The organism is Pseudomonas sp. F2 (assembly GCF_057174385.1).
On record NZ_CM169904.1, the window covers coordinates 4914170 to 4939239 of the forward strand.

The following is a 25070-nucleotide window of genomic DNA, read 5'->3' on the forward strand; positions in this document are numbered from 1 at the left end:
CCCCAGGGATGACCTCGACCCCTTACGGAGCACGCAATGCAGACATTGTTTCCGCAGATCAAACCCCATGCCCGGCACGATCTGGCTGTCGATGACACCCACACGCTGTACGTCGACGAAAGCGGTTCGCCGGAAGGCTTGCCGGTGGTGTTCATCCACGGTGGTCCCGGCGCCGGTTGCGACGCGCAGAGCCGTCGCTATTTCGACCCGAACCTGTATCGCATTGTCACCTTCGACCAGCGCGGCTGCGGACGCTCCACCCCCCACGCCAGCCTGGAAAACAACACCACCTGGGATCTGGTCGCCGACCTCGAGCGTATCCGCAAGCACTTGGGCATCGACAAATGGGTGCTGTTTGGCGGTTCGTGGGGCTCGACCCTGGCGCTGGCCTACGCGCAAACCCACCCCGAGCGCGTACACGGTCTGATCCTGCGTGGGATCTTTCTCTGCCGTCCGCAGGAAATCGAATGGTTCTATCAGGCCGGTGCCAGCCGTCTGTTTCCTGATTACTGGCAGGACTACATCGCACCGATCCCGCTGGACGAGCGCGACGATCTGCTCGGCGCTTTCCACAAGCGCCTGGTCGGTAACGATCAGATCGCCCAGATGCACGCGGCCAAGGCCTGGTCGACGTGGGAAGGGCGCACCGCAACCCTGCGGCCGAACCCGCTGGTGGTCGACCGGTTCTCCGAACCGCAGCGCGCCCTGTCGATTGCGCGGATCGAATGCCACTACTTCACCAACAATGCGTTCCTCGAGCCGAACCAGCTGATCCGCGACATGGGCAAGATCGCTCATCTGCCGGGGGTGATCATTCACGGTCGCTACGATGTGATCTGTCCGCTGGACAACGCCTGGGAATTGCATCAGGCCTGGCCGAACAGCGAGCTGCAGGTGATTCGCGATGCTGGCCACGCCGCCTCCGAGCCAGGCATTACCGACGCGCTGGTGCGTGCCGCGAGCAACATGGCCCGCCGCCTGCTCGATCTGCCGCCCGAAGAAGCATGAAGGGGCTGCTACAGCGCGTGCGCGGTGCGCGGGTCGAAATCGCGGGAGAAATAGTCGGCGCGGTGGATCAGGGTTTGCTGGTGCTGGTGGCGGTCGAACCCGACGACACCCGTGCCAGTGCCGACAAACTTCTGCATAAGCTGCTTAACTATCGGGTATTCAGTGACGCCGAGGGCAAGATGAATCTGTCCCTGGCGGATGTGGGCGGCGGGTTGCTGCTGGTCTCTCAGTTCACCCTGGCTGCCGACACCAAGAGCGGGTTGCGTCCGAGTTTCTCGACCGCAGCCCCTCCGGCATTGGGCGAGGAATTGTTCGACTATCTATTCAGCAAAGCTAAACAGATGCATGGCACTGTGGCATCAGGTAGATTCGGCGCGGATATGCAGGTGCACCTGGTCAACGATGGCCCGGTCACCTTCCTGTTACAGACATGAAAGCGCTTGAAACATCTTTTCAAGGGCTTTTCGACTGAAAACAGGCGTTTTTCGCGATAAATACTTTGTTACCCCTGATGCGTTGTCACGCGGGCTACTAGATAATCGCGCGCTATGGGGATCAGCGTTCGCTGGTCCATTTTTGACTTAGGTAGAGACTTGTCTGGATCCGATTGGGGAATCATTTTGCCCCAGCGGAGTCGGAACAATGCTCGCCAACCTGGCATGAGCGGTCTGTACGGCCATTTTTGTCAGCATTATTTCGAGGGCCAGGGAGCCAGAGACAAGGCGCCGCGACGAGTCATAGCCCGCTATGGCGAGGAGCGGCAACGCAGTATCTGGCTCTCTGGAACCGAAATAAGCTGACGAAAATGGCCACACAGACGGCTTGCTGGCCGTTGGTTTTTTGATCTGTTTTCGGCGAGGGTTGCTCGTGATTGTTAGTCCCTGTAATGCAGCAAAAATGTCTGCCAAACGCATGCGAAGTGCCCTGGTAGCGGGTTCGGCGCTCCTGTGCCTGCTCAGCGCCGGCCAGCTTTGGGCGTTCAATCTTGACGATGTATCAGCCAAGGCTAAAGAGCTCGCCGGGCAGAAGTTCGAAGCCCCGCGCAGCAACCTGCCGAACGAATTCCGCGACATGAAATTCGCGGACTATCAGAAAATCCGCTTCCTCACCGAAAAGGCTGAGTGGGCCGATCAGAAGACCCCGTTCAAGCTGTCCTTCTATCACCAGGGCATGCACTTCGATACGCCGGTGAAAATCAACGAAATCACGGCGAACACCGTCGAAGAGATCAAATACGATCCGACCCGTTTCGATTTCGGCGACCTCAAGTTCGATCCGAAGGCCACCGAGCAGCTGGGCTACGCCGGTTTCCGCGTGCTGTACCCGATCAACAAGGCCGACAAGCAAGACGAAATCATGACCATGCTTGGCGCGAGTTACTTCCGCGTCGTCGGCAAGGGTCACACCTACGGTCTGTCGGCCCGTGGTCTGGCGATCGACACCGCGCTGCCGTCGGGCGAAGAGTTTCCGCGTTTCCGCGAGTTCTGGATTCAGCAGCCGAAGCCGGGCGACAAGCACCTGGTGATCTTCGCCCTGCTCGATTCGCCGCGCGCCACCGGTGCCTATCGGCTGATCCTGCGTCCGGGCAGCGACACCATTGTCGACGTCAAGGCGCAGATGTTCCTGCGTGACAAGGTCGGCAAACTGGGCATCGCGCCGTTGACCAGCATGTTCCTGTTCGGCGCCAACCAGCCGTCGAAAGTCCTCAACTACCGTCGTGAACTGCACGACTCCAGCGGTCTGTCGATCCATGCCGGCAACGGCGAGTGGATCTGGCGTCCGCTGAACAACCCGAAACACCTGGCCGTGAGCAACTTCAGCGTCGAGAACCCGCGTGGTTTCGGTCTGCTGCAGCGTGGCCGCGACTTCAGCCACTACGAAGACCTCGACGACCGCTACGACAAGCGTCCAAGTGCCTGGATCGAGCCGAAGGGCGAGTGGGGCAAGGGCACCGTTGATCTGGTAGAGATTCCGACCGCCGACGAAACCAACGACAACATCGTTGCGTTCTGGAGCCCGGAAACCATGCCGGAGCCGGGCAAGCCGCTGGACTTCGCCTACCGCCTGCACTGGACCATGGACGAAGCGGCGATTCACGCCCCCGACAGTGCCTGGGTCAAGCAGACCCTGCGTTCGACCGGTGACGTCAAGCAGTCGAACCTGATTCGTCAGCCGGACGGCAGCGTTGCCTACCTGGTCGACTTCGAAGGTCCATCGCTGGCAGCCCTGGCGCCGGATGCCGACGTGCGCAGTCAGGTCAGCGTTGGCGATAACGCCGAGCTGGTCGAGAACAGCGTGCGCTACAACCCGGAAACCAAGGGCTGGCGCCTGACCCTGCGGATGAAGATCAAGGACGCGAGCAAGTCCACCGAGATGCGTGCTGCCCTGGTCCAGCCAGTGGTCACCGCTGATCTGGCCAAATCTTCGGTACCGGCGTCGAATTCGTCGGTGGCCAAGGCTGACAAGATCGCCGCCAAGCAACAAGAGAAGGAAGACAAGGAAGCCAAGGCCGCTGAAGCCAAACAGGCCGACGCCAAGCCCGCCGCAGATGCCAAGGACAAGGCCAACAAAGACGCCAAGCAGCCAGCGGCTGCGAACGCGGCCCCAGCCACACCGGAATCGGCACCGACTGAAGAAGTCCTGACCGAGACCTGGAGCTATCAGTTGCCTGCCGATGAGTAACTCTCAAGTACAGCCAGAAACTCTGTCGGAGTATCTGGCGCATCTGCCGATGACCGACGAGCAGCGCGCGGAACTCGCGGGCTGCCAGTCTTTCAGCGAACTGCACCAGCGCCTGTCGTCGCCAACGTTCGACGCCCCTACCGAAGCCGCCCAGGCTTCGGTGGGCAAGCGCCTGACCCTGAGCACCGCAGAGGAACTGGAAGAGGCGGAGATGCTGGTGCTCGACGCCAGCGGCCGGGTCGCCATGAAGGCGACGCCGCCCATCCACCGGACCAAAGTCGTGCCGGAACCCTGGCGCACCAATATTCTGGTGCGTGGCTGGCGCCGTCTGACCGGTCGCACCAACCCGCCGCAGCCGCCAAAAGATGCGAATGTGTTGCCGGCCGCGCGCTGGCGCACCGTCGGTTCGATCCGTCGCTATATTCTGTTGCTGCTGATGCTCGGCCAGACCATCGTCGCCGGCTGGTACATGAAAGGCATCATGCCGTACCAGGGCTGGTCGTTCGTCGATCTTGAAGAGGTCCTGCACCAGCCGCTGCTGCAAACCGCCACGCAAGTGCTGCCGTATGCGCTGCAAACCAGCATCCTGATTCTGTTCGGGATTCTGTTCTGCTGGGTGTCGGCCGGCTTCTGGACGGCGCTGATGGGCTTCCTCGAGTTGCTCACCGGTCACGACAAATACCGTATCTCCGGCAAAAGCGCCGGCAACGAGCCGATTCCGAAAGACGCTCGTACTGCGCTGGTGATGCCGATCTGCAACGAAGACGTGCCTCGGGTATTCGCCGGTCTGCGCGCCACCTTCGAGTCGGTCGCGGCCACCGGTGATCTGGATCGCTTCGACTTCTTCGTCCTGAGCGACAGTAACGACACCGATATCTGCGTCGCCGAGCAACAGGCCTGGCTGGACGTCTGCCGCGAAGCCAAGGGCTTCGGCAAGATCTTCTATCGCCGCCGTCGCCGTCGTGTGAAACGCAAGAGCGGCAACCTCGACGACTTCTGCCGTCGTTGGGGCGGTGACTATAAGTACATGGTCGTGCTCGACGCCGACTCGGTGATGAGCGGCGAGTGCCTGACCAGTCTGGTGCGCCTGATGGAAGCCACGCCGGACGCCGGGATCATCCAGACCGCGCCACGTGCGTCGGGCATGGACACGCTGTATGCGCGCATGCAGCAGTTCGCCACCCGCGTCTACGGTCCGCTGTTTACCGCCGGTCTGCACTTCTGGCAGTTGGGTGAATCCCACTACTGGGGTCACAACGCGATCATTCGCATGAAGCCGTTCATCGACCACTGCGCCCTGGCGCCGTTGCCGGGCAAAGGTGCGTTTTCCGGGGCGATTCTGTCCCACGACTTCGTTGAAGCCGCGCTGATGCGTCGTGCCGGTTGGGGCGTGTGGATTGCCTACGATCTGCCGGGCAGCTACGAAGAACTGCCGCCGAACCTGCTCGACGAACTGAAGCGTGACCGTCGCTGGTGCCACGGCAACCTGATGAACTTCCGCCTGTTCCTGGTCAAGGGCATGCACCCGGTGCACCGTGCGGTGTTCCTGACTGGCGTGATGTCGTACCTGTCGGCACCGTTGTGGTTCTTCTTCCTGGTGCTGTCGACCGCGCTGCTGGCGGTGAACACGCTGATGGAGCCACAGTACTTCCTGGAACCGCGTCAGCTTTATCCGCTGTGGCCGCAATGGCACCCGGACAAGGCGATCGCGCTGTTCTCGACGACCATTGTGCTGCTGTTCCTGCCGAAACTGCTGAGCATCATCCTGATCTGGGCCAAGGGCGCGAAAGAGTTCGGTGGCAAGTTCAAGGTGACCCTGTCGATGCTGCTGGAGATGCTGTTCTCCATGCTGCTGGCGCCGGTGCGGATGATTTTCCACACCCGTTTCGTCCTGGCCGCGTTCCTCGGCTGGGCCGCGACCTGGAACTCGCCGCAGCGTGACGACGACTCCACGCCATGGAGCGAGGCGGTCAAGCGCCACGGTCCGCAGACCTTGCTGGGTTTCTGCTGGGCGCTGCTGGTGATCTGGCTGAACCCGAGCTTCCTGTGGTGGCTGGTGCCGATCGTCGGTTCGCTGATGCTGTCGATCCCGGTGTCGGTGATTTCCAGTCGTGTCGGTCTGGGCCTCAAGTCCCGTGACGAGAGCCTGTTCCTCATCCCCGAGGAATACAATCCGCCACAGGCACTGCTGGCCACCGATCAGTACACCCATGAAAACCGTTGGCACGCGCTGAACGACGGCTTCATCCGCGCCGTAGTTGATCCGCAGCAGAACGCCCTGGCGTGTTCGCTGGCGACGGCCCGTCACGGTCAGGCCGAGCCGATCGAGTGGCTGCGTCAGGAGCGTGTGCGTCACGCGATCAAGGTCGGTCCGGCGGGGCTGAACAACCATGATCGCCTGCAACTGCTGAGCGATCCGGTGGCCCTGGCCCGTCTGCACGAGCAGGTGTGGGCCGAAGGTCACGCCGAGTGGCTGGACGCATGGCGGGCCTCGGTGAAAGCCGATCCCCACGCGCCGCTGCTGCCGTTGCGACCGCTGAGCATGCAGGCTCAGCCGGCCTAAGAAAAAGCCCCGCCAATGCGGGGCTTTTTTTTTAAAAGATCGCAGCCTTCGGCAGCTCTTGCAGGGTTATGCGCACACCTGTAGGAGCTGCCGGAGGCTGCGATCTTTTGCTTTCAAAACCCTCCCTGCAACAACAAATCCCCGCAAAAAACCTTGTGCAAACGGACGAGTGCGTTAGCATCCGTCCCCGAATTGGCGCACCCGGGCATTTTTGCCCATCACGGCTGGTTTTCGCGCCGCACATGCAATGGTTTTGGGGACTTGAAGATGAAGAAGTATCTGTCGATGCTGCTGGTCGGCGTCACGGCACTGGTTGCAGTCAATGCGGCGCACGCCGGTGCAATCGATGATGCGGTCAAGCGCGGCACGTTGAAAGTCGGTATGGATCCGACCTACATGCCGTTCGAAATGACCAACAAGCGCGGCGAGATCATCGGCTTCGAAGTCGACATCCTCAAAGCCATGACCAAGGCCATGGGCGTCAAGCTGGAACTGGTCTCCACCGGTTATGACGGGATCATCCCGGCGCTGATGACCGACAAGTTCGACATGATCGGCAGCGGCATGACCCTGACCCAGGAGCGCAACCTGCGCCTGAACTTCAGCGAACCGTTCATCGTGGTCGGCCAGACCTTGCTGATCCGCAAGGAGCTGGAAGGCACCATCAAGTCCTATAAAGACCTGAACACCGCCGACTACCGCATCACCTCCAAGCTCGGCACCACCGGTGAGATGGTCGCCAAGAAGCTGATCGCCAAAGCCAAGTACCACGGCTACGACAACGAGCAGGAAGCCGTGCTCGACGTGGTCAACGGCAAGGCCGACGCGTTCATCTACGACGCACCGTACAACGTGGTCGCGGTGAACAAGGTCGGCGCCGGCAAACTGGTGTTCCTCGACAAGCCGTTCACCTACGAGCCGCTGGCTTTCGGTCTGAAGAAGGGTGATTACGACAGCCTCAACTTCATCAATAACTTCCTGCACCAGATCCACGAAGACGGCACCTACGATCGCATTCATGACAAGTGGTTCAAGAGCACCGAGTGGCTCAAGGACATGGAATAAGCCCGGTCGTTGTGGCGAGGGAGCTTGCTCCCGCTCGGCTGCGAAGCAGTCGTAAACCGGTTGACTCGTTGTACCCGACGTTGCGCGGTGGCTGATTTCAGGGCTGCTGCGCACCCCAGCGGGAGCAAGCTCCCTCGCCACAGAGGGAGCGAGCATCCTGATCGATATGGATTTGCTCTTAGATGAAACAGAAAAAAGCCCAATGGCCCTGGCACGTCCTGACCGTGCTGGTGCTGGTCGGCCTGGCGGGCGCGTTGTATTACGCCACGTCGCTGATGTCCTACGAATGGCGCTGGAACCGCGTGCCGCAGTACTTCGCCTATCAGGCCGAAGAGTCCCAGCGCGCCAGCGACATCTCCACCGTCACCGAACTGGTGCGCAAGGGCGGCAGCGCGCAGGTCACCCTGCGCAACGACGCCGGTGACGAGCAGCACCTGACCGTCGACGAAAACAGCCTGCAATTCGCTCAGGGCGACGAGGTGGCCGAAGGTGACGTCGTAGGCGTAACCCGGCATTGGGCGGCAGGGCCGCTGCTGTGGGGGCTGTGGACCACGCTGTGGCTGTCGGTGGTGTCTGGGGTACTCGGTCTGCTGATCGGCCTGGTCACCGGGCTGTGCCGCTTGTCGAGCAACCCGACCCTGCGCGACCTGTCGAGCATCTACGTCGAACTTGTGCGCGGCACGCCGCTGCTGGTGCAGATCTTCATTTTCTACTTCTTCATCGGCACGGTGATGAACCTGTCCCGCGAGTTCGCCGGGATCGCCGCGCTGTCGCTGTTTACCGGCGCCTACGTGGCCGAGATCATCCGCTCCGGCGTGCAGTCGATTGCCCGTGGCCAGAATGAAGCGGCGCGTTCGCTGGGTCTGAGCGCCGGCCAGTCGATGCGCCATGTGGTGCTGCCGCAAGCGTTCAAACGCGTGCTGCCACCGCTGGCCGGACAGTTCATCAGTCTGGTCAAGGACACCTCGCTGGTGTCGGTGATTGCGATTACCGAGCTGCTGAAAAGCGGCCGTGAAGTCATCACCACCTCGTTCTCGCCGTTTGAAATCCTGTTCTGCGTCGCCGGCCTGTACCTGTTGATCAACCTGCCGCTGTCGAAAATCGCCAGCCGGCTAGAGCGGAGGCTCGCGCAAAGTGATTGAAGTCCGCGATCTGGTAAAAGTCTTCGACACCCGTGGTCAGGTAGTGCGGGCGGTGGATAACGTCACCACCACAGTGGCCAAGGGCGAAGTGCTGGTGGTGATCGGCCCGTCCGGCTCCGGCAAATCGACCTTCCTGCGCTGCCTCAATGGCCTGGAAGCGTTCGACTCGGGTTCGGTGAGCATCGACGGCCTGCAACTGGCCGACCCGAAAACCGACGTCAACGCCTACCGCCGCGAAGTCGGCATGGTCTTCCAGCATTTCAACCTGTTCCCGCACATGACCGTGCTGGAAAACCTCTGCCTGGCGCAGAAGGTCGTGCGCAAGCGCGGGCAGAAGGAAAGTGAAGCCAAGGCCTTGGCGTTGCTGGAGAAGGTCGGTATCGCGCAAAAAGCCCGCGAATACCCGTCACGTCTGTCCGGCGGTCAGCAGCAGCGCGTAGCGATTGCCCGGGCGCTGGCGATGGACCCGAAAGTGATGCTGTTCGACGAGCCGACATCGGCCCTCGACCCGGAAATGGTCGGTGAAGTGCTGGACGTGATGAAGAACCTCGCCGTGGAAGGCATGACCATGGTCTGCGTGACCCACGAAATGGGCTTCGCCCGGGAAGTGGCGGATCGGGTGCTGTTCTTCGATCACGGCAAATTGCTGGAAGATGCGTCCCCGGCGGAGTTCTTCGATGCGCCGAAGGATCCGCGGGCGCAGGCTTTCCTGCGTCAGGTCTTGTAACGGCGGCGTTCTCCCGGACGCCATCGCTGGCGAGCCAGCTCCCACAGTAAATGGGTTGAACACGAACTTTGTGAACGACTGCAAACCTGTGGGAGCTGGCTTGCCAGCGATAGCATCACCTCGGTCCACAGTGAACCGAGGTTGATGGATCACCTCAAACCTTGAACCGCCCCACCAGCATCTGCAGATGCGTCCCCAGCCGCGCCAGCTCAACGCTCGACGCCGCCGTCTCTTCACTTGCCGCCGACGTCTGATCCGATACATCCCGCACATTCAGCACACTGCGGTTGATCTCTTCAGCCACGGCGCTCTGCTGCTCTGCCGCTGCGGCAATCTGCTGGTTCATCGCCTGAATCGCCGACACGGTACGGGTGATGCTTTCCAGCGAGCCACCGGCGCGGCGGGTCAGTTCGACGCTGCTGTCGGTCAGGCTGCGGCTGTTGTCCATGATCGTCGCCACTTGCTGGGTGCCGGTCTGCAGGCCGACGATCAGCTCTTCGATTTCTTCGGTGGACTTCTGCGTGCGCTGGGCGAGGCTGCGCACTTCATCGGCGACCACCGCAAAGCCACGCCCGGCTTCACCGGCACGCGCCGCCTCGATGGCGGCGTTGAGCGCCAGCAGGTTGGTTTGCTGGGCCACCGACTTGATCACGTCGAGCACGCTGCCGATCTTGTCACTCTCGCGCTTGAGTTCGCCCATGGCCTCGGTGGAGTGGCCAACCTCGGTCGCGAGGCGCTCGATCTGCGCGATGGCTTCACCCACCACTTTGTCGCCTTCGCGGGCCTGCTGGTCAGCAGCGACGGCCGCTTCCGAAGCTTCCTCGGCGTTACGCGCGACTTCCTGCACCGTGGCAGCCATTTCGTTCATGGCGGTGGCGACCTGGTCGGTCTCGACTTTCTGATTGTTGACCCCGGCGCTGGTCTGCTCGGTGACGGCAGACAACTCTTCGGCGGCACTGGCGATCTGCGTGACGCCGTCGCTGATGCCGCCGATCAGCTCGCGCAGACCTTGGGTCATGCTCTGCATCGAGCGCTGCAACTGGCCGAGTTCGTCGCGGCGCTGCGACACCAGATTATGCGTCAGGTCGCCGGCGGCCACCTGTTCGGCGACTTTCAGGGTCTGGTTCAGCGGAATGATGATCTGCCGGGTAATCGCCCATGCGGCCAGCAAGCCGAAGGCTAAGGCGAGCAAGGTGGCGATGATCAGCATGTTCTTGGCGTGCGCGGCATCGGTGTCGCGCACCACGGTTTGCGATTGCGTGAGCTGCTTGCTGACGTCGAGCAGGATGTCGCCCTGAGCTGACATGCGGGCCAGAGCCTTGGCACTGGCGACCTGCGAGTCGCGGAACTGGCTGACCGCCGCGCGATAAGCCTTGAGCGAATCAGTGGCCTGTTGCAGGTTGGCGATATACTGCTCGGGTAGCTTGGCCGGCAGGGTTTCGAGGTTTTTCAGGGCGTTGTCGATGGCGTCGAGCGCAGGTTGTTCGGCTTCGGTCTTGCCGCTGTAGGTATAGCCACGCACCTGGAAGCGCGCTTGCTGGATCAGTTTGCTCAGGTCGATCACCGCGTTGAACTGCGCAATGCTGTCGCCCTGGAGCATTGATTTTTCCACTTCGGCGACCTTGGCCACGGCGTTGTCGGCGGTGGCGCCGAGTTTGCTGCGGGCGTCTTCGCGGTTGGCCCCGGCCTGCACCATCTCGGCGAAGGCGCGTTTGTATTCGGCGACGGCGGCCAGTTGCTGGTCGACTCTGGCGGCATCGGCTGGTTGTTCGATCAGGCCTCGGGCGGTTTGCAGGCCGCTGTCGAGCTTGCTCAGCAGTTCGTTGACCGCGCCCGGGCCTTGTTCGCCGCGACGAGCTTCATAGTCCAGACGGGCCAGGCGCAGGTCCTTGGTCAGTTCATTGAGGCTGGAGATGAAGCCGAGCTTGTCGCCACGGCTGATGATGCCGCTCATGCCGGTCCAGCCGGTAAAGGTGATCAACAGGGTGAGCAACAGCACCAGGCCGAAACCGATACCCAGCTTGCGTTTGACGCTGACGTTTCCAAGATTCTCGGCTAACCAACGGTACATGCGACGACTCCCCTCGGACCACTAATTGGACTTATGGGGACTGTATCGGCTGGGTGATGGCAATCTGTAACCCGATTTGTCCGACACCGCCCTTGTGTAGGAGCTGCCGCAGGCTGATCTTTTGATCTTGCTGTTAAAAAAACAAGATCAAAAGATCGCAGCCTGCGGCAGCTCCTCCAGGGAGAGGTGTGTCAGAACAGGCGGGCGAGCAGGGCGGTGACGGCGGTTTCGACGCGCAGGATGCGCTCGCCCAGTTGCACCGGTTGCAGGCCGGACTTGGCAAGCAGGTCGATCTCGTAAGGAATCCAGCCACCTTCGGGGCCGATCGCCAGCGTTACCGGTTCGCTCAACGCGCGCGGGCACGGCGGAAAATTGCCAGGATGGCCGACCAGGCCGAGGGTGCCTTCGGTTATCGCAGGCAGTCGGTCTTCGACGAACGGCTTGAAGCGCTTCTCGATAATGATGTCCGGCACCACGGTATCGCGGGCCTGTTCGAGGCCGAGGATCAAATTCTCGCGAATCGCCTCCGGCTCCAGAAACGGCGTCTGCCAGAAACTCTTCTCGACCCGGTAGCTGTTGACCAGAATCACCTTCGACACGCCCATGGTCGCCACGGTCTGGAACACCCGGCGCAGCATTTTCGGCCGTGGCAGGGCCAGTACCAGCGTCAGCGGCAGCTTGGCCGGTGGCGGTTGATCGAGGCTGACGCGCAACTCGGCTTCGCCGGCCTCGAGGCGCAGCAGTTCAGCCGAACCCATCAGCCCATTGATGCGCCCGACGCGCAGGCTGTCGCCGACTTCGGATCGATGCACTTCCTGCATGTGCGTCAGGCGCCGGTCACGCAGCACGACGCGGTCGGCCGCGATGAAGTCGGCCTCTTCGAGCAACAGCAGGTTCATGCCTGGGTCGCTGGCGGCTGGTCGTTGTGATCGTCAGCCGGCGTTTCGTCCGGGCGTTCGCGTTTGCTGACCAGGCTGCCGAACAGAATGCCGATTTCAAACAGCATCCACATCGGCACGGCCAGCAGGGTCTGCGAGAAGATGTCCGGCGGCGTGAGGATCATGCCGACCACGAAGCAGCCGATGATCACGTACGGACGGATCTTCTTCAGGTATTTGACGTCGACCACGCCGATCCACACCAGCAGCACCACGGCCACCGGGATTTCGAACGCGACGCCGAAGGCGAAGAACAGCGTCATCACAAAGTCGAGGTAACTGGTGATGTCGGTCATCATTTCCACGCCGGCCGGAGTGGCCGCGGCGAAGAACTTGAAGATCAGCGGGAACACGAAGTAATAGGCGAACGCCATGCCGGTGTAGAACAGCAGGATGCTCGACACCAGCAGCGGCACGGCGACGCGTTTCTCATGCTTGTACAGGCCCGGCGCGATGAAACCCCAGATCTGGTGCAGGATCACCGGAATCGCGAGGAACAGCGAGACCATCATCGTCAGCTTCAGCGGCGTGAGGAACGGTGACGACACATCCGTGGCGATCATCGTCGCACCGGCCGGCAGGTACTGGCGCAGCGGCGTCGAGACGAAGGTGTAGATCTGCTGGGTGAAGGCGAACAACCCGGCGAAGATGATGAACACCGCCGCTACACAACGCAGCAGGCGGGTGCGCAACTCGGTGAGGTGCGATACCAGCGGCATGTGCTGGTCGTTTTCGGGGAGATCGCTCATGGGGCTCGCGGCGGCAAAGTGGTGTCGTGAGGCGCAGGTGTGATCGGCGCGGCGGTTGGAGATACGTGTTCAACCGAAGTTTCTGTAGCAGTCGGCACGGGGGCTGGCGGCGCTACAGCGGCGGCAGGTGCAGGTGTCGGAGCTGTTACAGCTGGCGCATGAATCGTCTGCTCACCCACATGCTCAACCGGCGTCGGCTCCTGCTGAACCGGTGGCGTGAAGATCTTCCGCGCCTCCTGCTCCAGCGACAGGATGTGTTCGTTGTGCAGTTGCCGACGGATCTCGTCGGCACCGATTTCACGTTCAACTTCCTGTTTGATCGCGTTGAAGCTGCGCTTCAGCCGGCCGACCCACAGGCCGGCGGTGCGCGCAGCGCCCGGCAGACGCTCGGGGCCCAGCACCAGCAGGGCGACGAGGCCGACGAGCAGCAGTTCAGAGAAGCTGATACCAAACATTAGTCAGTGCTCACACGTCTTTGCGGATCGGCTCTTCGACTTTCTGCGCCTGCACGTCGATGGTGTGCGGCGGGTTGGCCTGAGCGGAGGCTTGCGGCTGCACCGGTGGTACCGGCTGCGCAGGCGTTACGGTCGGATCGGCGGCGGGTTTCTCATCGTCGTTCATGGCTTTGCGAAAACCCTTGATCGACTCACCGACGTCGGTGCCGAGGTTTTTCAGTTTCTTGGTGCCGAACACCAGCACCACGACTACCAGAATGACGATCCAGTGTTTCCAGTCAAAAATGCCCATGTTGCTGTTCCTCTCTAAAAATTGTTCAGGCGGACGGACGCGAGGCTTTCTCGACGTGTCCGGACAGGCCGAAGCGGCGATCCAGTTCATCCAGCACGGCCTGCGGATGCTGCCCCAACTGGGCGAGCATGACCATGCTGTGGAACCACAGGTCGGCAGTCTCGTAGATCACATCGCTGCAGTCACCGCTGATGGCGGCGTCCTTGGCGGCAATAATGGTTTCGACCGACTCTTCGCCGACTTTCTCCAGAATCTTGTTCAGGCCCTTGTGATACAGACTAGCTACATATGAGCTGTCGGCCGCTGCGCCTTTGCGCTCTTCGAGCACTTCGGCCAGGCGAGTCAGGGTGTCACTCATGTTTGTGTCCTGCGGAATAAATGGCGTGCGGGTCTTTCAGAACCGGGTCGACCGTTTTCCAGTCGCCGTTTTCGTAAACGCGGTAAAAGCAGCTTTGGCGGCCGGTATGGCAAGCGATGTCGCCAATCTGTTCGACCATCAGGATGATCACGTCGGCGTCACAGTCCAGACGCATTTCATGCAGGGTCTGTACGTGGCCGGACTCTTCGCCCTTGCGCCACAGCTTGCCACGGGAACGTGACCAGTAGATTGCACGGTTTTCCGCAGCGGTCAGCTCCAGCGCTTCGCGGTTCATCCAGGCCATCATCAGCACGCGTCCGGTCTTGTGATCCTGGGCAATCGCCGGCACCAGGCCATCGGCGTCCCACTTGATCTCGTCCAGCCAGTTTTTCATCTTCGACTCCGACAGCGAACCCGCACTTCAATAGTCGGGTTCAGGCGTTGAAACAGTGTGCCAGCCGATCAGCGAACTGGCTATCGGCGAACGACCAGATACAAGCCGACGGCCACCATGATGCCGGCCGGCCAATGCCCCAGTTCGTGCAGCGGGCCGCCGGCGGCGAGGATGGTACCGCCCGCCAGATGCGCACTGCCGAGCAGGCGCAGGAACCAGTCGTCCTTGCGTTTGTGCCACGGGGGCGGCGGGTCGTAGGCGTGCGGTTGGGACATGCGTTCGAGCAGATCACGGGCCATGTTGGCCAGGTGCGGCAGCTGTTCGAACTGGCTCTGCACGTTGCCGATCAAGGCTTTGGGGCTGACGCGCTCGCGCATCCAGCGTTCAAGGAACGGTTGTGCGGTGTTCCACAGATCCAGATCCGGGTACAACTGACGGCCGAGGCCCTCGATGTTCAGCAAGGTCTTTTGTAGCAGCACCAGCTGCGGCTGGACTTCCATGTTGAAGCGTCGCGCGGTCTGGAACAGGCGCATCAGCACCTGGCCAAATGAAATATCTTTTAACGGTTTTTCGAAGATCGGCTCGCACACGGTACGGATCGCCGCTTCGAATTCGTTGAGTTTGGTTTCCGCCGGCACCCAGCCCGAATCGATGTGCAATTGCGCGACACGGCGGTAGTCGCGCTTGAAGAAGGCGAACAGGTTGCGCGCCAGGTAGTCCTGGTCTTCCGGGGTCAGGCTGCCGACGATGCCGCAGTCGATCGCGATGTACTGCGGGCTCCACGGGTTGACGGTGCTGACGAAGATGTTGCCCGGGTGCATGTCGGCGTGGAAGAAACTGTCGCGGAACACCTGGGTGAAGAAGATCTCCACGCCGCGTTCGGCGAGCATTTTCATGTCGGTGCGCTGGTCGGCGAGGGTCGCCAGATCCGTTACCTGAATCCCGTAGATGCGCTCCATGACCAGCACTTTCGGCCGGCACCAGTCCCAATAGACTTGCGGCACGTAGAGCAGCGGCGAGCCTTCGAAGTTGCGCTTGAGCTGGCTGGCATTCGCCGCCTCGCGCAGCAGGTCGAGTTCGTCGTAGATGGTTTTTTCGTAGTCCTGCACCACGTCCACCGGGTGCAGCAGGCGGGCATCGGCGGAGATCTTTTCGGCGGCGCGGGCGAGGATGAACAGCCACGCCAGGTCTTGGGCAATCACCGGTTTCAGGCCTGGGCGGATCACCTTGACCACCACTTCTTCGCCGGTTTTCAGCTGTGCAGCATGTACCTGCGCCACCGAAGCCGAGGCCAGCGGTTCGACGTCAAAGCGGCTGAACACGTCGCTGATTTTCTTGCCCAGTTGCTCTTCGATCAACTTGATCGACAGCTGCGAATCGAACGGCGGCACACGGTCCTGCAGCAGCATCAGCTCATCGGCGATGTCTTCCGGCAGCAGGTCGCGGCGGGTCGAGAGAATCTGCCCGAACTTGATGAAGATCGGCCCCAGATCCTGCAGCGCCAGACGCAGGCGCGCGCCACGGTTCAGCTCCAGCGGTTTGCGCGGGAACCAGCGCCACGGCAGCACGTAGCGCAGCGCCAGGAGAAACCAGGGCAACGGCAGCTCGAACAGCAGGTCATCGAGGCGGTAGCGGATCACGACGCGCTGGATGCGCAACAGACGGCGGACGGCAAGCAGCTTCATGCGTTATCGCTTGGGTCGAGGGATCGGGAAAGGCGCTCGAAACGCGCCTCGAGACGTTCCAGATCAAGTTTGATCCGGTCCAGTTCGCTGAACCGCGCTTCGGCTTCGCGCTGGCCGACGAGGGTGCGCGATTCTTCGGCGAGGTATTCGGCGAGGTTCTGGTTGAGGCTGGCAAATCCTTGTTGATACCAGCGCGCGCGGCTGCGCAGGTGACCGCCAATCAGTTGCGTGGCGACCGGGCCGAGCCAGCGCGAGAGTTCGTACTCCCAGTCCAGCTCGAGGTCCTGCAACACGCCGGCCAGTTCTAGCAACACACCGCTGTCACCGTCGAGCTCGACTTCCGGGGCGTGCAGCACCGCGGTCTTGTCTTTGCTCACGGCCAGTTTCACCAGGCTGGAAGCGGGCGCGCGCAGGGTGCAATCGACGCCGGTTTCCCAGTGCGAAGCGAGCATCAGGCCCTCATCGCTGGGCAGGATGAACAGTTGCAGCGCCGGGCTGCGGCAATCCACGGCAATCACTTTGCCAGTCAGATGCGCCAGTCGCGGCAGCGCCGTGCTGTCGAGACGCAGCACCCGGTTGAGGCCGAGTTCGACGCTGGCGAGCAGCCCGGTGAGCAACATCAGGGCTTGATGCCGCGGTGCAGGGCGACGATGCCTGCGGTCATGTTGTGATAGGTCACACGGTCGAAACCGGCGTCGACCATCATCGATTTCAGGGTTTCCTGATTCGGGTGCATGCGGATCGATTCGGCCAGGTAGCGATAGCTTTCCGAGTCGTTGGTGATCAGCTTGCCCATCAACGGCATGAAGGCGAACGAGTAGGCGTCGTACGCCTTGGACATCAGTGCGTTGGTCGGCTTGGAGAATTCCAGCACCAGCAGACGGCCGCCGGGCTTGAGCACGCGCAGCATCGACCGCAGGGCGTCTTCTTTGTGCGTCACGTTGCGCAGGCCGAAGGCGATGGTCACGCAGTCGAAATGGTTATCCGGGAACGGCAGCTTTTCCGCATCGGCCTGGACGAATTCGACGTTGCCCGACACACCCAGATCCAGCAGGCGGTCACGACCGACCTTGAGCATGGATTCGTTGATGTCGGCCAGCACCACCTGGCCGGTCGGGCCTACGAGGTGCGAGAACTTTTTGGTCAGGTCACCGGTACCGCCGGCGATGTCGAGCACGCGATTGCCTGCACGCACACCGGACAGTTCGATCGCGAAACGCTTCCACAGACGGTGCATGCCGCCCGACAGAAGGTCGTTCATCAGGTCGTATTTCGCGGCTACCGAGTGGAACACCTCAGCGACTTTTTCCGCTTTCTGGCTTTCCGGAACGTTTTTGAAGCCGAAGTGAGTGGTGGGTTCGGCATCGCTGCCTTTGCGCTGATCAGTCATATCGCTGTCACCAAAAGAGAATGCGCGACATTCTAATCCCCAAGCCATGCTTTGTCTTGGAATGGCTAAAGGTAAGATGGGCAACCTTCGGGACGATTTGCCGCAGACGCGGTCAAGATTTACCGACACCCATTCATCAAGCAGGAGTCATTCAATGGCCAAAATCAGTGTTGAGCGTGCCCACAGCCTGGGCAAGGAAGCCGCCCGCGAGAAGGCCGACAAGCTGGCGCAGAAACTCTCTGATCAATATGGCCTGGAGCCGCAGTGGTCGGGCGACACCCTGAACCTCAAGCGCTCGGGCGTGAAAGGCGCGGTGCATGTGGCTGACGATTCGATCCGTGTCGATGTGGAGCTGGGCATCATGATGTCGGCCATGAGCGGCATGATCAAAGCCGAGATCGAGAAGGCGCTGGATAAAGCGCTGGTCTGATCGCGGTTTTTCTCAATCCCGAATCGCTGTGGGAGCGGGCTTGCCCGCGATGGCGTTGGGTCAGATAACGAAAATTCTGGATGTGCCGGCCTCATCGCGGGCAAGCCCGCTCCCACAAGGGTTCGTGTTTGTCCTGCAGACTGTTTATGTCAGTTGTTAGGGTGCCGTTTCTAATTTTTCTCCCTACTTTGTGCCTGAGCCCGACACATCTGCGGGCAGTTCCTCAAACCTTCTGCGCGTGAGGTGCACCATGGCCAAAGTCATTCTGAAGAAAAAAATCGACGCTTCGACTTCTGCTCTGAGCGACGTCAAATCCTATGCCCGCAAGATCTGGCTGGCAGGCCTGGGTGCCTACGCCAAGGTCGGCCAAGAGGGCAGCGACTACTTTCAAGAGTTGATCAAGGCTGGTCAAACTGTTGAAAAGAAAGGCAAAAAAGCCGTCACCGAAAAACTTGAAGCCGCCAACGCCGAGATCGATGAAGCCAAGGGTGAAGTCAGCTCGTTCAAAGGTCGTGTCGAAGTTCAGCTCGACAAGGTCGAGAAGGCGTTCGACTCCCGTGTGGCAAGCGCCTTGAATCGTATCGGCATTCCGTCTAAACATGACGTTGAGACACTCTCTGCTAAGCTCGATGAGCTGACGGCATTGCTCGAACGCGTCGCGCGTAAATCTTAAGGAGAACGGGATGGCTGGTAAAAAGAACACCGATAAAGAAGGCAGCTCGTGGATTGGGAAAGTCGAAGACTACTCCCGCAAAATCTGGCTGGCTGGTTTAGGCGTGTACTCGAAGATCGACACTGACGGCAGCAAGCTCTTCGAGTCACTGGTCAAAGACGGCGAGAAAGCCGAGAAGCTCACCAAGTCGGCAGTCGGCAAGAAAGTCGATGCCGCCAAGGACTCCGCTTCGTCGGCCAAGTCGCGCATCAGCGGCGTGAAAGATCGTGCACTGGGCAAGTGGGACGAGCTGGAAGGGGCTTTCGACAAGCGCCTGAACAGCGCGATTTCGCGCCTGGGTGTACCAAGCCGCAATGAAGTGAAAGCGCTGCACAGCAAGGTCGAGACTCTGACCAAGCAGATCGAGAAACTCACCGGTCTGAAAACCCAACCGGTTGCAGCGAAAACCGCAGCGGCCAAACCGGCAGCCAAAACGACCGCTAAGCCACTGGCCAAAGCGGCGGCGAAACCCGCCGCGAAAGCTGCAGCCAAGCCAGCGGCAAAAACCGCTGCCGCCAAGCCTGCTGCTAAAACGGCGGCTGCCAAACCCGCTGCCAAGGCTGCCGCGAAACCGGTTGCTGCCAAAGCCGCTGCGAAACCTGCGGCCAAGTCCGCGGCCAAACCAGCCGCCAAGCCAGCAGCGAAAACCGCAGCCGCGAAACCGGCTGCCAAGCCTGCGGCCAAACCGGCTGCGGCGAAAAAACCGGCAGTGAAAAAACCGGCCGCGCCAAAAGCCGCCGCGCCAAAACCGGCCGCTCCGGCAGCCAAGCCTGCAACCCCGGCAACCCCGGCCAGCGCGTCGAACTCCGCCGCTGCACCGACCCCGGTAGCGACCCCGACTGCGGCATCGACTCCGTCGACGCCAACCAGTCAGTCCTGATTTTTCAGGGCAAAACAAAACGCCCGGCCTGTGAAGGTCGGGCGTTTTTGTTTGAAGATCAAAAGATCGCAGCCTGCGGCAGCTCCTACAGAATCGTTGCCAAACCGAAAAATGGGTGGCGAACATGACCAATGTAGGAGCTGCCGCAGGCTGCGATCTTTTGATTCTGGATCACTCGTGATCTTCAAGATACTGCAGGGCCATACGTTCGGTGGCGACTTTCACCGGCGGCAGCAGATGTGGCGCCACCAGCATCATGATCTGGTACACCACCAGCCTGACCTCACCCTCGCGATCGAGTATCCGTTGATAGTCCAGCGAGAACAGCAGGGTCATGGTGATCTGCTCCACCAGTTGCCCCAACGCCTGGGTATCACTGACCAACTGCCCTGCCGCCTTTAACCGCGCCAGCAATGACGCCAGGGTGCGCTTGAGCGCATTGAGCAGATGACGAATGCCTTTGGCCAGTTTCGGCAGCCGCCCGGCAAGGTTCGACAGGTCCTGGAACAGAAACCGGTATTGCGCCAGGCGCTCGACGATCAGGTGCAGAAACAGCCAGTAATCCTCCGGCGCCAGCTCGACGTCCGACGGTGGGTCGAGCAGCGGCGTCAGTTCGTTCTGGAAACGCTCGAACAGGCCGAGAATCAGCGGCTCCTTGCCGTGGAAGTGGTAGTAGAGGTTGCCGGGGCTGATCCCCATTTCGTTGGCAACCTCCATGGTGGAGACGTTGGGCTCACCCTTTTCGTTGAACAGTTGCAGGGCACATTCGAGAATCCGGTCGCGGGTTTTCATCCAGTCTTCTTAGAAAAGTTCGGTTAAGCGTCAGCGCACATGCACGTAGGTGCCGGGTGCTGCCTCCATCGGTGGATAGTTCGGGTTGCCGAGGGTGAACGTGGTTTCGCGCTGGGCGCCGGAGCGTTGCTGAATCCACTCCAGCCACTGTGGCCACCAGCTGCCGTCGACGCGTTTGGCGTCGTAGTACCAGGCGCGTGGATCGCTGCTGAGCTTGCCGTTCTCGACGTAGTTGGCTTTCGGGTTGCTCGGCGGGTTGAGGATGCTTTGCACGTGGCCACTGTTGGACAGCACGAAGCGCCGCTCCCCGCCAAGCAACAGGGTCGAGCGGTACACCGCGTCCCACGGCGTGATGTGGTCATTCATGCCGGCCACGCTGAAGCTGTCGACCGTCACTTTCTGCAGGTCGATCGGCGTGCCACAGACTTCCAGCCCGCCCGGATGGGTCAGCGGGTTGTGCTTGAAGAAGTCCAGCAGGTCGCCGTGAAATGCGGCGGGCAGGCGGGTGTTGTCGTTGTTCCAGTAGAGGATGTCGAACGCGGGCGGTTCTTTGCCCAGCAGGTAATTGTTGACGAAGTAGCTCCAGATCAGATCGTTGGGGCGCATCCAGGCGAAGACCTTGGCCATGTCGCGCCCGTCGAGCACGCCTTTCTGATAGGAGCGGCGCTTGGCGGCTTCGAGGGTTTGTTCGTCGGCGAACAGCGTGGCCGGGGTTTCAATCTGACTGTCGAGCAGGCTGACCAGATAGGTCGCGCTGGAGACACGTCGCAGCTGCCGTTTGGCCTGCAAATGCCCCTGCAGCGCGGCAATGGTCAGGCCACCGGCGCAGGCGCCCATCAGGTTGACGTCGCGGGCGCCGGTGATCGCCCGGCAGATGTTCATCGCTTCTTCCACCGCTTCGACGTAGGTCGACAGGCCCCATTCGCGATGGCGCACGTCTGGATTGCGCCAACTGATCATGAACGTCTGCAGGCCATTTTTCAGCGCGTACTGGACGAAGCTGTTCTGCGGGCTGAGGTCGAAAATGTAGTACTTGTTGATTTGCGGCGGCACCACCAGCAGCGGCTTGGCGTATTGCTTTTCGCTCATCGACTTGTACTGGATCAGCTCAAGCATCTCGTTGCGAAACACCACGGCGCCAGAGGTGGTGGCGACGGTCTTGCCGACCTCGAATGCCTGTTTGGTGACCTGGCGTGGCAGGCCGTCGCTGTGCAGCAGGTCATCGAACAGATGACTCAGACCGCGCACCAGACTGTGCCCGCCGGAGTTGAACAGCTCCTTGACTGCCAGCGGGTTGAGCAGCGTATTCGACGGTGCCACCGCGTCGTTGAGCAAGGTGAAGGCGAAGTGCGCGCGGGCGCGATCGTCATCGCTCATGTTGCTTTCATCAATCCAGCTCTTGACCTGTTTTTGCCAGGCCAGATAGGCCTGCAGGCTGCGCCGGTAGAACGGATTGAGACTCCATGCCGGATCAGCGAAGCGGCTGTCGTTCGGGTTGGTCGGGTGCAGGGTTTCGCCGAGCAGCACGCGACCGAGTTGGCCACCGAGTTTCAAGGCGTGCTTCGCGCTGTGAATCGGGTTGCGCAGACCGTGGGCGGCGACGCTGCGCAAGGTCGAGATCAGGTCCCGGCCGCGCAGGCCGGTGATCGCACTTTGTGCGTTGATGAACACGGCGGGGCTGGGCACAACGCCCGTCGCTGGTTTGTCGCGCATGACTCAACACTCCTTCGTCTTCAGGTCAAAAACAAACTCACCGAACCAGAACACCATAGTCGCTGTTACGGGTTGCTGCCCGCGCGGCGTCCTGCCGCGCACTTTGTTCAAAACCCTGCATAAAGCCTGCCGCAGTGATTCAGCCGCCCAGCGGGGTCGGATGCGGATGCATCACCGCGCGCTGGCGTTCCTCCTCAAGGAATTTCATGATGATCGGCGCCACGGCTTCGGCGCGGGTGATCAGGAACAGATGGCCGTCGTCGATGATGTGCAACTGGGCGTTGGGAATCCGCCAGGCAAGCATGCGCATGTTGATCAGCGGGATCAGCGGATCGTCGTCGCCGGCCAGTACCAGCGTCGGCTGATGGATCTTGTGCAGCCAGTGAATGCTGGTCCAGCCCAGGCCGGCGAACAGCTGCCAGTAGTAGCCGAGCTTGCCCGCCGAACGCACCTTGGCGGCATGGCTGGCGGCCAGCGTCGGGTCGCGGCGGAACGAGCCGCCGTAGATCAGCGGGGCGATACGGATCACGTGCGATGGCTGAATGTAGCGCCGCGGACTGGCCATCATCCACAGCACTTTCGGTTTGCCCGGCACCATCACCGCACCGGCGGCGGTCGCTGCCAGCACCAGTTTCTTGCAGCGCTCGGGGTAGTCGTGAGCAAACTGCTGCGCCAGCGCGCCGCCCCAGGACACGCCGATGACGTTGACCTGGCCGTAATCGAGGTAGTCGAGCATCCGCGCGGTCAGCTTCGCCAGCCCGGGAAAGCGATACGGCCGGTTGGGCGTCGACGAGCCGCCGACACCGGGCACGTCGAAGGCGATCACTTCCAGATCCGGGTCCAGCGCCGCGACAAATGGAAACACCAGCTCCAGGTTGGCGCCGATGCCGTTGAAAATCAGCAAGGGCGTCAAATGAGGCTTGCCGGGACGTACCGCCGTGCGGAGGGTCTGACCATCCAGGTCGACGGTACGGAAAATGAACGGTTGCGGCATGCTTCAGGCCCTGTGGATTAATTCATCCCCGCTCCCCTGTAGGAGCTGCCGCAGGCTGCGATCTTTTGATCTTGTTTTGTTGAATCAAGATCAAAAGATCGCAGCCTGCGGCAGCTCCTACAGGGAGGGCGAGGTGTCAGTTACCGCTCATGTACATAAGTGCCCGGCGAGGCCTCGCCTGCCGGATACGCCTTGTTGCCCAGTTTCAGTGGCGCCTTCTTCAGATTGCCCGAGCGCTCGGCCTGCCACGCCTGCCAGTACAGCCACCAGGAATCGGTGTGCTTGGTCGAGTTCTCTTGCCAGTCATCGGCATTGGCGGCCATGCCTTCGCTGGTCATGTAACGCGATTTCGGGTTGCCCGGCGGGTTCAGGATGCTCTGGATATGCCCGCTGCTCGACAGCACGAACTCGACCTTGCCACCAAACAGCTGCGCCGACTTGTAGCAGGACTTCCACGGGGTGATGTGGTCGTTGGTGCCGGCCAGCGAGAAAATGTCGGCAGTGACCTGCTTGAGGTCGATCGGCGTGCCGCACACTTCCAGTGCATTGGGCCGAATCAGTGGGTTGTTTTTGAACATCTCGATCAGGTCGCCGTGGAACGCGGCGGGCAGTCGAGTCGTATCGTTGTTCCAGAACAGGATGTCGAACACCGGCGGCTCGTTGCCGAGCAGGTAGTTGTTGACCCAGTAGTTCCAGATCAGGTCATTGGGGCGCATCCACGCGAAGACCTTGGCCATGTCTTTGCCTTCGAGCACACCGGCCTGATAGGAGTGGCGCTTGGCGGTCTCCAGGGTCTGCTCGTCCACGAACAGGGCGACGTCGCTGTCCAGCGTGGTGTCGAGCACGCTGACCAGCAGCGTGAGGGCGTTGACCTTGTTCTCGCCGATCGCGGCATAGTGGCCGAGCAGGGCGGTGCAGGTAATGCCGCCGGAGCAGGCGCCGAGCATGTTCACGTCTTTGCTGCCGGTGATGGCCGTGACCACGTCGACGGCTTCCTTGAGCGCATCGATGTAAGTCGACAGGCCCCACTCGCGCTGGGCCTTGGTCGGATTGCGCCAGCTGACGATGAAGGTCTGCACGTTATTGCGCAGGCAGAAGCGCGCCAGACTCTTGTCCGGGCTCAAGTCGAACACGTAGAACTTGTTGATCTGTGGCGGCACCACGAGCAGAGGGCGCTCGTGGACTTGCTCGGTGATCGGCTTGTACTGGATCAGTTCCAGCACGTCGTTGCGAAACACCACCGCGCCTTCGGTCACGCCCAGGCTCTTGCCGACCTCGAACGCGCCCATGTTGACCTGGCTCGGCATGCCGCCGTTGTGCACCAGATCCTTGGCCAGATGCGAGAGGCCGTCGAGCAGGCTTTTGCCGCCGGTCTCGAAGAAGCGTTTGACCGCCGCCGGGTTGGCGGCGGTATTGGTCGGGGCCATGGCTTCGGTCATCAGGTTGATCACGAAGTGGCCGCGCGCGATGTCTTTGGGCGACAGGCTGCTGTCGTCGATCCAGGAATGGAGCTCCTTGCGCCACGCCAGGTAAGTTTGCAGATAACGTTTGTAGAGCGGGTTCTGACTCCACGCCGGGTCAACGAAGCGACGGTCATCGCTGGCCGGTTGCAGTTCGGATTTGCCGAACAGCACGTTCTTCAGTTCGAGGCCGAAATGGGTGACGTGCTTGACGCTATGGATCGGTTGTTTGATGGCCTGGGTCAGCACCATTCGAGCAGAGGCCAGCAGATCCTTTCCGCGTAGCCCAACGACGGGATTAAGCCCCAGGGTGTTTTCCGAGGCTTGGTACTTCAGGTCATCGTTATTCTTGTTACTCATCTACGACGCTCCATTGTCCTGAGACGAGTACCCGGTTTCAGCTGTGCAGTTCCACAGCCAATGCCAGGTACTACTGCTCGGGTGACCGTTAATTCTGCATAGCTGCTTTACAGTTCATAGAGCACTGCAGGGAACTTGCCAGCTCCATTGGTTACCCGAGTTTAATTTTTTTCGCAAGCAGCCGATCCTCGACCGCCAGGCGCAGCATTC

General features: G+C 61.1%; 24 protein-coding genes and 1 pseudogene. 10 read left to right on the forward strand and 15 right to left on the reverse strand.

What is annotated here, in order from left to right:
* Window positions 1-36: 36 nt before the first annotated feature.
* The 7 genes from pip (at window position 37) to AC193Q_RS22205 (ending at window position 9187) form a co-directional block, all read left to right on the forward strand.
* A complete protein-coding gene (gene pip / locus AC193Q_RS22175; RefSeq protein ID WP_121183273.1) occupies window positions 37-1008 on the forward strand; it encodes a prolyl aminopeptidase in 972 nt (323 codons plus the stop codon).
* Complete coding sequence (dtd, locus tag AC193Q_RS22180) at window positions 1005-1442, forward strand: D-aminoacyl-tRNA deacylase (protein ID WP_483878791.1); 438 nt, start codon at window positions 1005-1007, stop codon at window positions 1440-1442. The genes pip and dtd overlap by 4 nt, the downstream gene beginning before the upstream one ends.
* Before the next feature lie 463 nt (window positions 1443-1905).
* Window positions 1906-3690, forward strand: a complete 1785-nt coding sequence (locus AC193Q_RS22185; RefSeq protein ID WP_161794907.1) for a glucan biosynthesis protein G — start codon at window positions 1906-1908, stop codon at window positions 3688-3690.
* The gene (gene mdoH / locus AC193Q_RS22190) at window positions 3683-6253 is read left to right on the forward strand and encodes a glucans biosynthesis glucosyltransferase MdoH (RefSeq protein ID WP_121183275.1); all 2571 of its coding nucleotides are present in this window, start codon (window positions 3683-3685) and stop codon (window positions 6251-6253) included. The genes AC193Q_RS22185 and mdoH overlap by 8 nt, the downstream gene beginning before the upstream one ends.
* 267 nt (window positions 6254-6520) lie before the next feature.
* Entirely contained in the window at window positions 6521-7318 is a 798-nt protein-coding gene (locus AC193Q_RS22195; protein ID WP_095667758.1) for a transporter substrate-binding domain-containing protein, read from the forward strand.
* 182 nt (window positions 7319-7500) lie between these two features.
* On the forward strand, window positions 7501-8460 hold the full coding sequence (locus AC193Q_RS22200; RefSeq protein WP_121183277.1) for an amino acid ABC transporter permease: 960 nt from the start codon (window positions 7501-7503) through the stop codon (window positions 8458-8460).
* Entirely contained in the window at window positions 8453-9187 is a 735-nt protein-coding gene (locus AC193Q_RS22205) for an amino acid ABC transporter ATP-binding protein (protein ID WP_041071506.1), read from the forward strand. Before AC193Q_RS22200 ends, AC193Q_RS22205 begins: the two co-directional genes overlap by 8 nt.
* A 154-nt stretch (window positions 9188-9341) precedes the next feature.
* On the opposite strand, the gene AC193Q_RS22210 is transcribed toward AC193Q_RS22205, so the two are convergent.
* The 11 genes and pseudogenes from AC193Q_RS22210 to ubiE all read right to left on the reverse strand — a co-directional run bounded on the left by AC193Q_RS22210 (window position 9342) and on the right by ubiE (window position 17519).
* Window positions 9342-10214 carry a methyl-accepting chemotaxis protein gene (locus tag AC193Q_RS22210; RefSeq protein ID WP_419188549.1) on the reverse strand — a complete coding sequence of 291 codons (873 nt, stop codon included), beginning with the start codon at window positions 10212-10214 and terminating at the stop codon, window positions 9342-9344.
* Window positions 10197-11258 (reverse strand): annotated as a pseudogene (locus tag AC193Q_RS22215) (methyl-accepting chemotaxis protein); the annotation flags it as partial. The gene AC193Q_RS22210 and the pseudogene AC193Q_RS22215, both read right to left, overlap by 18 nt.
* Window positions 11259-11449: 191 nt before the next feature.
* Complete coding sequence (locus AC193Q_RS22220; protein ID WP_047290878.1) at window positions 11450-12157, reverse strand: 16S rRNA (uracil(1498)-N(3))-methyltransferase; 708 nt, start codon at window positions 12155-12157, stop codon at window positions 11450-11452.
* Window positions 12154-12945 (reverse strand): twin-arginine translocase subunit TatC, encoded by a 792-nt coding sequence (gene tatC / locus AC193Q_RS22225; RefSeq protein WP_047290879.1) that lies wholly within the window; start codon window positions 12943-12945, stop codon window positions 12154-12156. The genes AC193Q_RS22220 and tatC overlap by 4 nt, the downstream gene beginning before the upstream one ends.
* Window positions 12942-13400, reverse strand: coding sequence for a Sec-independent protein translocase protein TatB (tatB, locus tag AC193Q_RS22230; RefSeq protein ID WP_121183282.1), 459 nt, complete (start codon window positions 13398-13400; stop codon window positions 12942-12944). The genes tatC and tatB overlap by 4 nt, the downstream gene beginning before the upstream one ends.
* 10 nt (window positions 13401-13410) lie before the next feature.
* Window positions 13411-13692, reverse strand: a complete 282-nt coding sequence (locus tag AC193Q_RS22235) for a twin-arginine translocase TatA/TatE family subunit (protein ID WP_095667754.1) — start codon at window positions 13690-13692, stop codon at window positions 13411-13413.
* 25 nt (window positions 13693-13717) lie between these two features.
* Window positions 13718-14050 carry a phosphoribosyl-ATP diphosphatase gene (locus tag AC193Q_RS22240; RefSeq protein WP_007909355.1) on the reverse strand — a complete coding sequence of 111 codons (333 nt, stop codon included), beginning with the start codon at window positions 14048-14050 and terminating at the stop codon, window positions 13718-13720.
* Window positions 14043-14444, reverse strand: a complete 402-nt coding sequence (hisI, locus tag AC193Q_RS22245) for a phosphoribosyl-AMP cyclohydrolase (protein WP_003220851.1) — start codon at window positions 14442-14444, stop codon at window positions 14043-14045. The genes AC193Q_RS22240 and hisI overlap by 8 nt, the downstream gene beginning before the upstream one ends.
* 80 nt (window positions 14445-14524) lie before the next feature.
* The gene (gene ubiB / locus AC193Q_RS22250) at window positions 14525-16129 is read right to left on the reverse strand and encodes a ubiquinone biosynthesis regulatory protein kinase UbiB (RefSeq protein WP_041071521.1); all 1605 of its coding nucleotides are present in this window, start codon (window positions 16127-16129) and stop codon (window positions 14525-14527) included.
* On the reverse strand, window positions 16126-16749 hold the full coding sequence (locus AC193Q_RS22255) for a ubiquinone biosynthesis accessory factor UbiJ (protein WP_003220855.1): 624 nt from the start codon (window positions 16747-16749) through the stop codon (window positions 16126-16128). Before AC193Q_RS22255 ends, ubiB begins: the two co-directional genes overlap by 4 nt.
* Window positions 16749-17519 carry a bifunctional demethylmenaquinone methyltransferase/2-methoxy-6-polyprenyl-1,4-benzoquinol methylase UbiE gene (gene ubiE / locus AC193Q_RS22260; RefSeq protein WP_007961779.1) on the reverse strand — a complete coding sequence of 257 codons (771 nt, stop codon included), beginning with the start codon at window positions 17517-17519 and terminating at the stop codon, window positions 16749-16751. The genes AC193Q_RS22255 and ubiE overlap by 1 nt, the downstream gene beginning before the upstream one ends.
* Window positions 17520-17673: 154 nt before the next feature.
* Between ubiE and AC193Q_RS22265 the strand changes: the two genes are divergently transcribed.
* From AC193Q_RS22265 to AC193Q_RS22275, 3 genes are all read left to right on the forward strand, one after another.
* Window positions 17674-17949, forward strand: a complete 276-nt coding sequence (locus AC193Q_RS22265; RefSeq protein WP_003220859.1) for a polyhydroxyalkanoic acid system family protein — start codon at window positions 17674-17676, stop codon at window positions 17947-17949.
* Between the two features lie 250 nt (window positions 17950-18199).
* Entirely contained in the window at window positions 18200-18622 is a 423-nt protein-coding gene (locus AC193Q_RS22270) for a phasin family protein (protein ID WP_041074948.1), read from the forward strand.
* A 10-nt stretch (window positions 18623-18632) separates the two neighbouring features.
* Window positions 18633-19541, forward strand: a complete 909-nt coding sequence (locus AC193Q_RS22275; protein ID WP_121183286.1) for a phasin family protein — start codon at window positions 18633-18635, stop codon at window positions 19539-19541.
* A gap of 171 nt (window positions 19542-19712) precedes the next feature.
* On the opposite strand, the gene AC193Q_RS22280 is transcribed toward AC193Q_RS22275, so the two are convergent.
* From AC193Q_RS22280 to phaC (AC193Q_RS22295), 4 genes are all read right to left on the reverse strand, one after another.
* The gene (locus AC193Q_RS22280) at window positions 19713-20333 is read right to left on the reverse strand and encodes a TetR/AcrR family transcriptional regulator (RefSeq protein ID WP_047290883.1); all 621 of its coding nucleotides are present in this window, start codon (window positions 20331-20333) and stop codon (window positions 19713-19715) included.
* A 30-nt stretch (window positions 20334-20363) separates the two neighbouring features.
* Window positions 20364-22046 carry a class II poly(R)-hydroxyalkanoic acid synthase gene (phaC, locus tag AC193Q_RS22285; protein ID WP_483878792.1) on the reverse strand — a complete coding sequence of 561 codons (1683 nt, stop codon included), beginning with the start codon at window positions 22044-22046 and terminating at the stop codon, window positions 20364-20366.
* A gap of 139 nt (window positions 22047-22185) precedes the next feature.
* On the reverse strand, window positions 22186-23040 hold the full coding sequence (gene phaZ / locus AC193Q_RS22290) for a poly(3-hydroxyalkanoate) depolymerase (protein WP_041074940.1): 855 nt from the start codon (window positions 23038-23040) through the stop codon (window positions 22186-22188).
* Window positions 23041-23180: 140 nt separating this feature from the next.
* On the reverse strand, window positions 23181-24860 hold the full coding sequence (gene phaC / locus AC193Q_RS22295; RefSeq protein ID WP_041074938.1) for a class II poly(R)-hydroxyalkanoic acid synthase: 1680 nt from the start codon (window positions 24858-24860) through the stop codon (window positions 23181-23183).
* Window positions 24861-25070 lie beyond the last annotated feature (210 nt).

Bases quoted from the DNA above. Each gene is read 5' to 3' on its own strand.
- AC193Q_RS22210 (WP_419188549.1), bottom strand. From the start codon at position 10,214: ATGCAGAGCATGACCCAAGGTCTGCGCGAGCTGATCGGCGGCATCAGC.
- pip (WP_121183273.1), top strand. From the start codon at position 37: ATGCAGACATTGTTTCCGCAGATCAAACCCCATGCCCGGCACGATCTG.
- AC193Q_RS22275 (WP_121183286.1), top strand. From the start codon at position 18,633: ATGGCTGGTAAAAAGAACACCGATAAAGAAGGCAGCTCGTGGATTGGG.
- phaC (WP_483878792.1), bottom strand. From the start codon at position 22,046: ATGCGCGACAAACCAGCGACGGGCGTTGTGCCCAGCCCCGCCGTGTTC.
- mdoH (WP_121183275.1), top strand. From the start codon at position 3,683: ATGAGTAACTCTCAAGTACAGCCAGAAACTCTGTCGGAGTATCTGGCG.
- tatC (WP_047290879.1), bottom strand. From the start codon at position 12,945: ATGAGCGATCTCCCCGAAAACGACCAGCACATGCCGCTGGTATCGCAC.
- AC193Q_RS22200 (WP_121183277.1), top strand. From the start codon at position 7,501: ATGAAACAGAAAAAAGCCCAATGGCCCTGGCACGTCCTGACCGTGCTG.
- AC193Q_RS22240 (WP_007909355.1), bottom strand. From the start codon at position 14,050: ATGAGTGACACCCTGACTCGCCTGGCCGAAGTGCTCGAAGAGCGCAAA.
- AC193Q_RS22195 (WP_095667758.1), top strand. From the start codon at position 6,521: ATGAAGAAGTATCTGTCGATGCTGCTGGTCGGCGTCACGGCACTGGTT.
- AC193Q_RS22235 (WP_095667754.1), bottom strand. From the start codon at position 13,692: ATGGGCATTTTTGACTGGAAACACTGGATCGTCATTCTGGTAGTCGTG.
- phaZ (WP_041074940.1), bottom strand. From the start codon at position 23,040: ATGCCGCAACCGTTCATTTTCCGTACCGTCGACCTGGATGGTCAGACC.
- hisI (WP_003220851.1), bottom strand. From the start codon at position 14,444: ATGAAAAACTGGCTGGACGAGATCAAGTGGGACGCCGATGGCCTGGTG.
- AC193Q_RS22255 (WP_003220855.1), bottom strand. From the start codon at position 16,749: ATGTTGCTCACCGGGCTGCTCGCCAGCGTCGAACTCGGCCTCAACCGG.
- AC193Q_RS22270 (WP_041074948.1), top strand. From the start codon at position 18,200: ATGGCCAAAGTCATTCTGAAGAAAAAAATCGACGCTTCGACTTCTGCT.
- AC193Q_RS22185 (WP_161794907.1), top strand. From the start codon at position 1,906: ATGTCTGCCAAACGCATGCGAAGTGCCCTGGTAGCGGGTTCGGCGCTC.
- ubiE (WP_007961779.1), bottom strand. From the start codon at position 17,519: ATGACTGATCAGCGCAAAGGCAGCGATGCCGAACCCACCACTCACTTC.
- phaC (WP_041074938.1), bottom strand. From the start codon at position 24,860: ATGAGTAACAAGAATAACGATGACCTGAAGTACCAAGCCTCGGAAAAC.
- tatB (WP_121183282.1), bottom strand. From the start codon at position 13,400: ATGTTTGGTATCAGCTTCTCTGAACTGCTGCTCGTCGGCCTCGTCGCC.
- dtd (WP_483878791.1), top strand. From the start codon at position 1,005: ATGAAGGGGCTGCTACAGCGCGTGCGCGGTGCGCGGGTCGAAATCGCG.
- AC193Q_RS22265 (WP_003220859.1), top strand. From the start codon at position 17,674: ATGGCCAAAATCAGTGTTGAGCGTGCCCACAGCCTGGGCAAGGAAGCC.
- AC193Q_RS22280 (WP_047290883.1), bottom strand. From the start codon at position 20,333: ATGAAAACCCGCGACCGGATTCTCGAATGTGCCCTGCAACTGTTCAAC.
- AC193Q_RS22220 (WP_047290878.1), bottom strand. From the start codon at position 12,157: ATGAACCTGCTGTTGCTCGAAGAGGCCGACTTCATCGCGGCCGACCGC.
- ubiB (WP_041071521.1), bottom strand. From the start codon at position 16,129: ATGAAGCTGCTTGCCGTCCGCCGTCTGTTGCGCATCCAGCGCGTCGTG.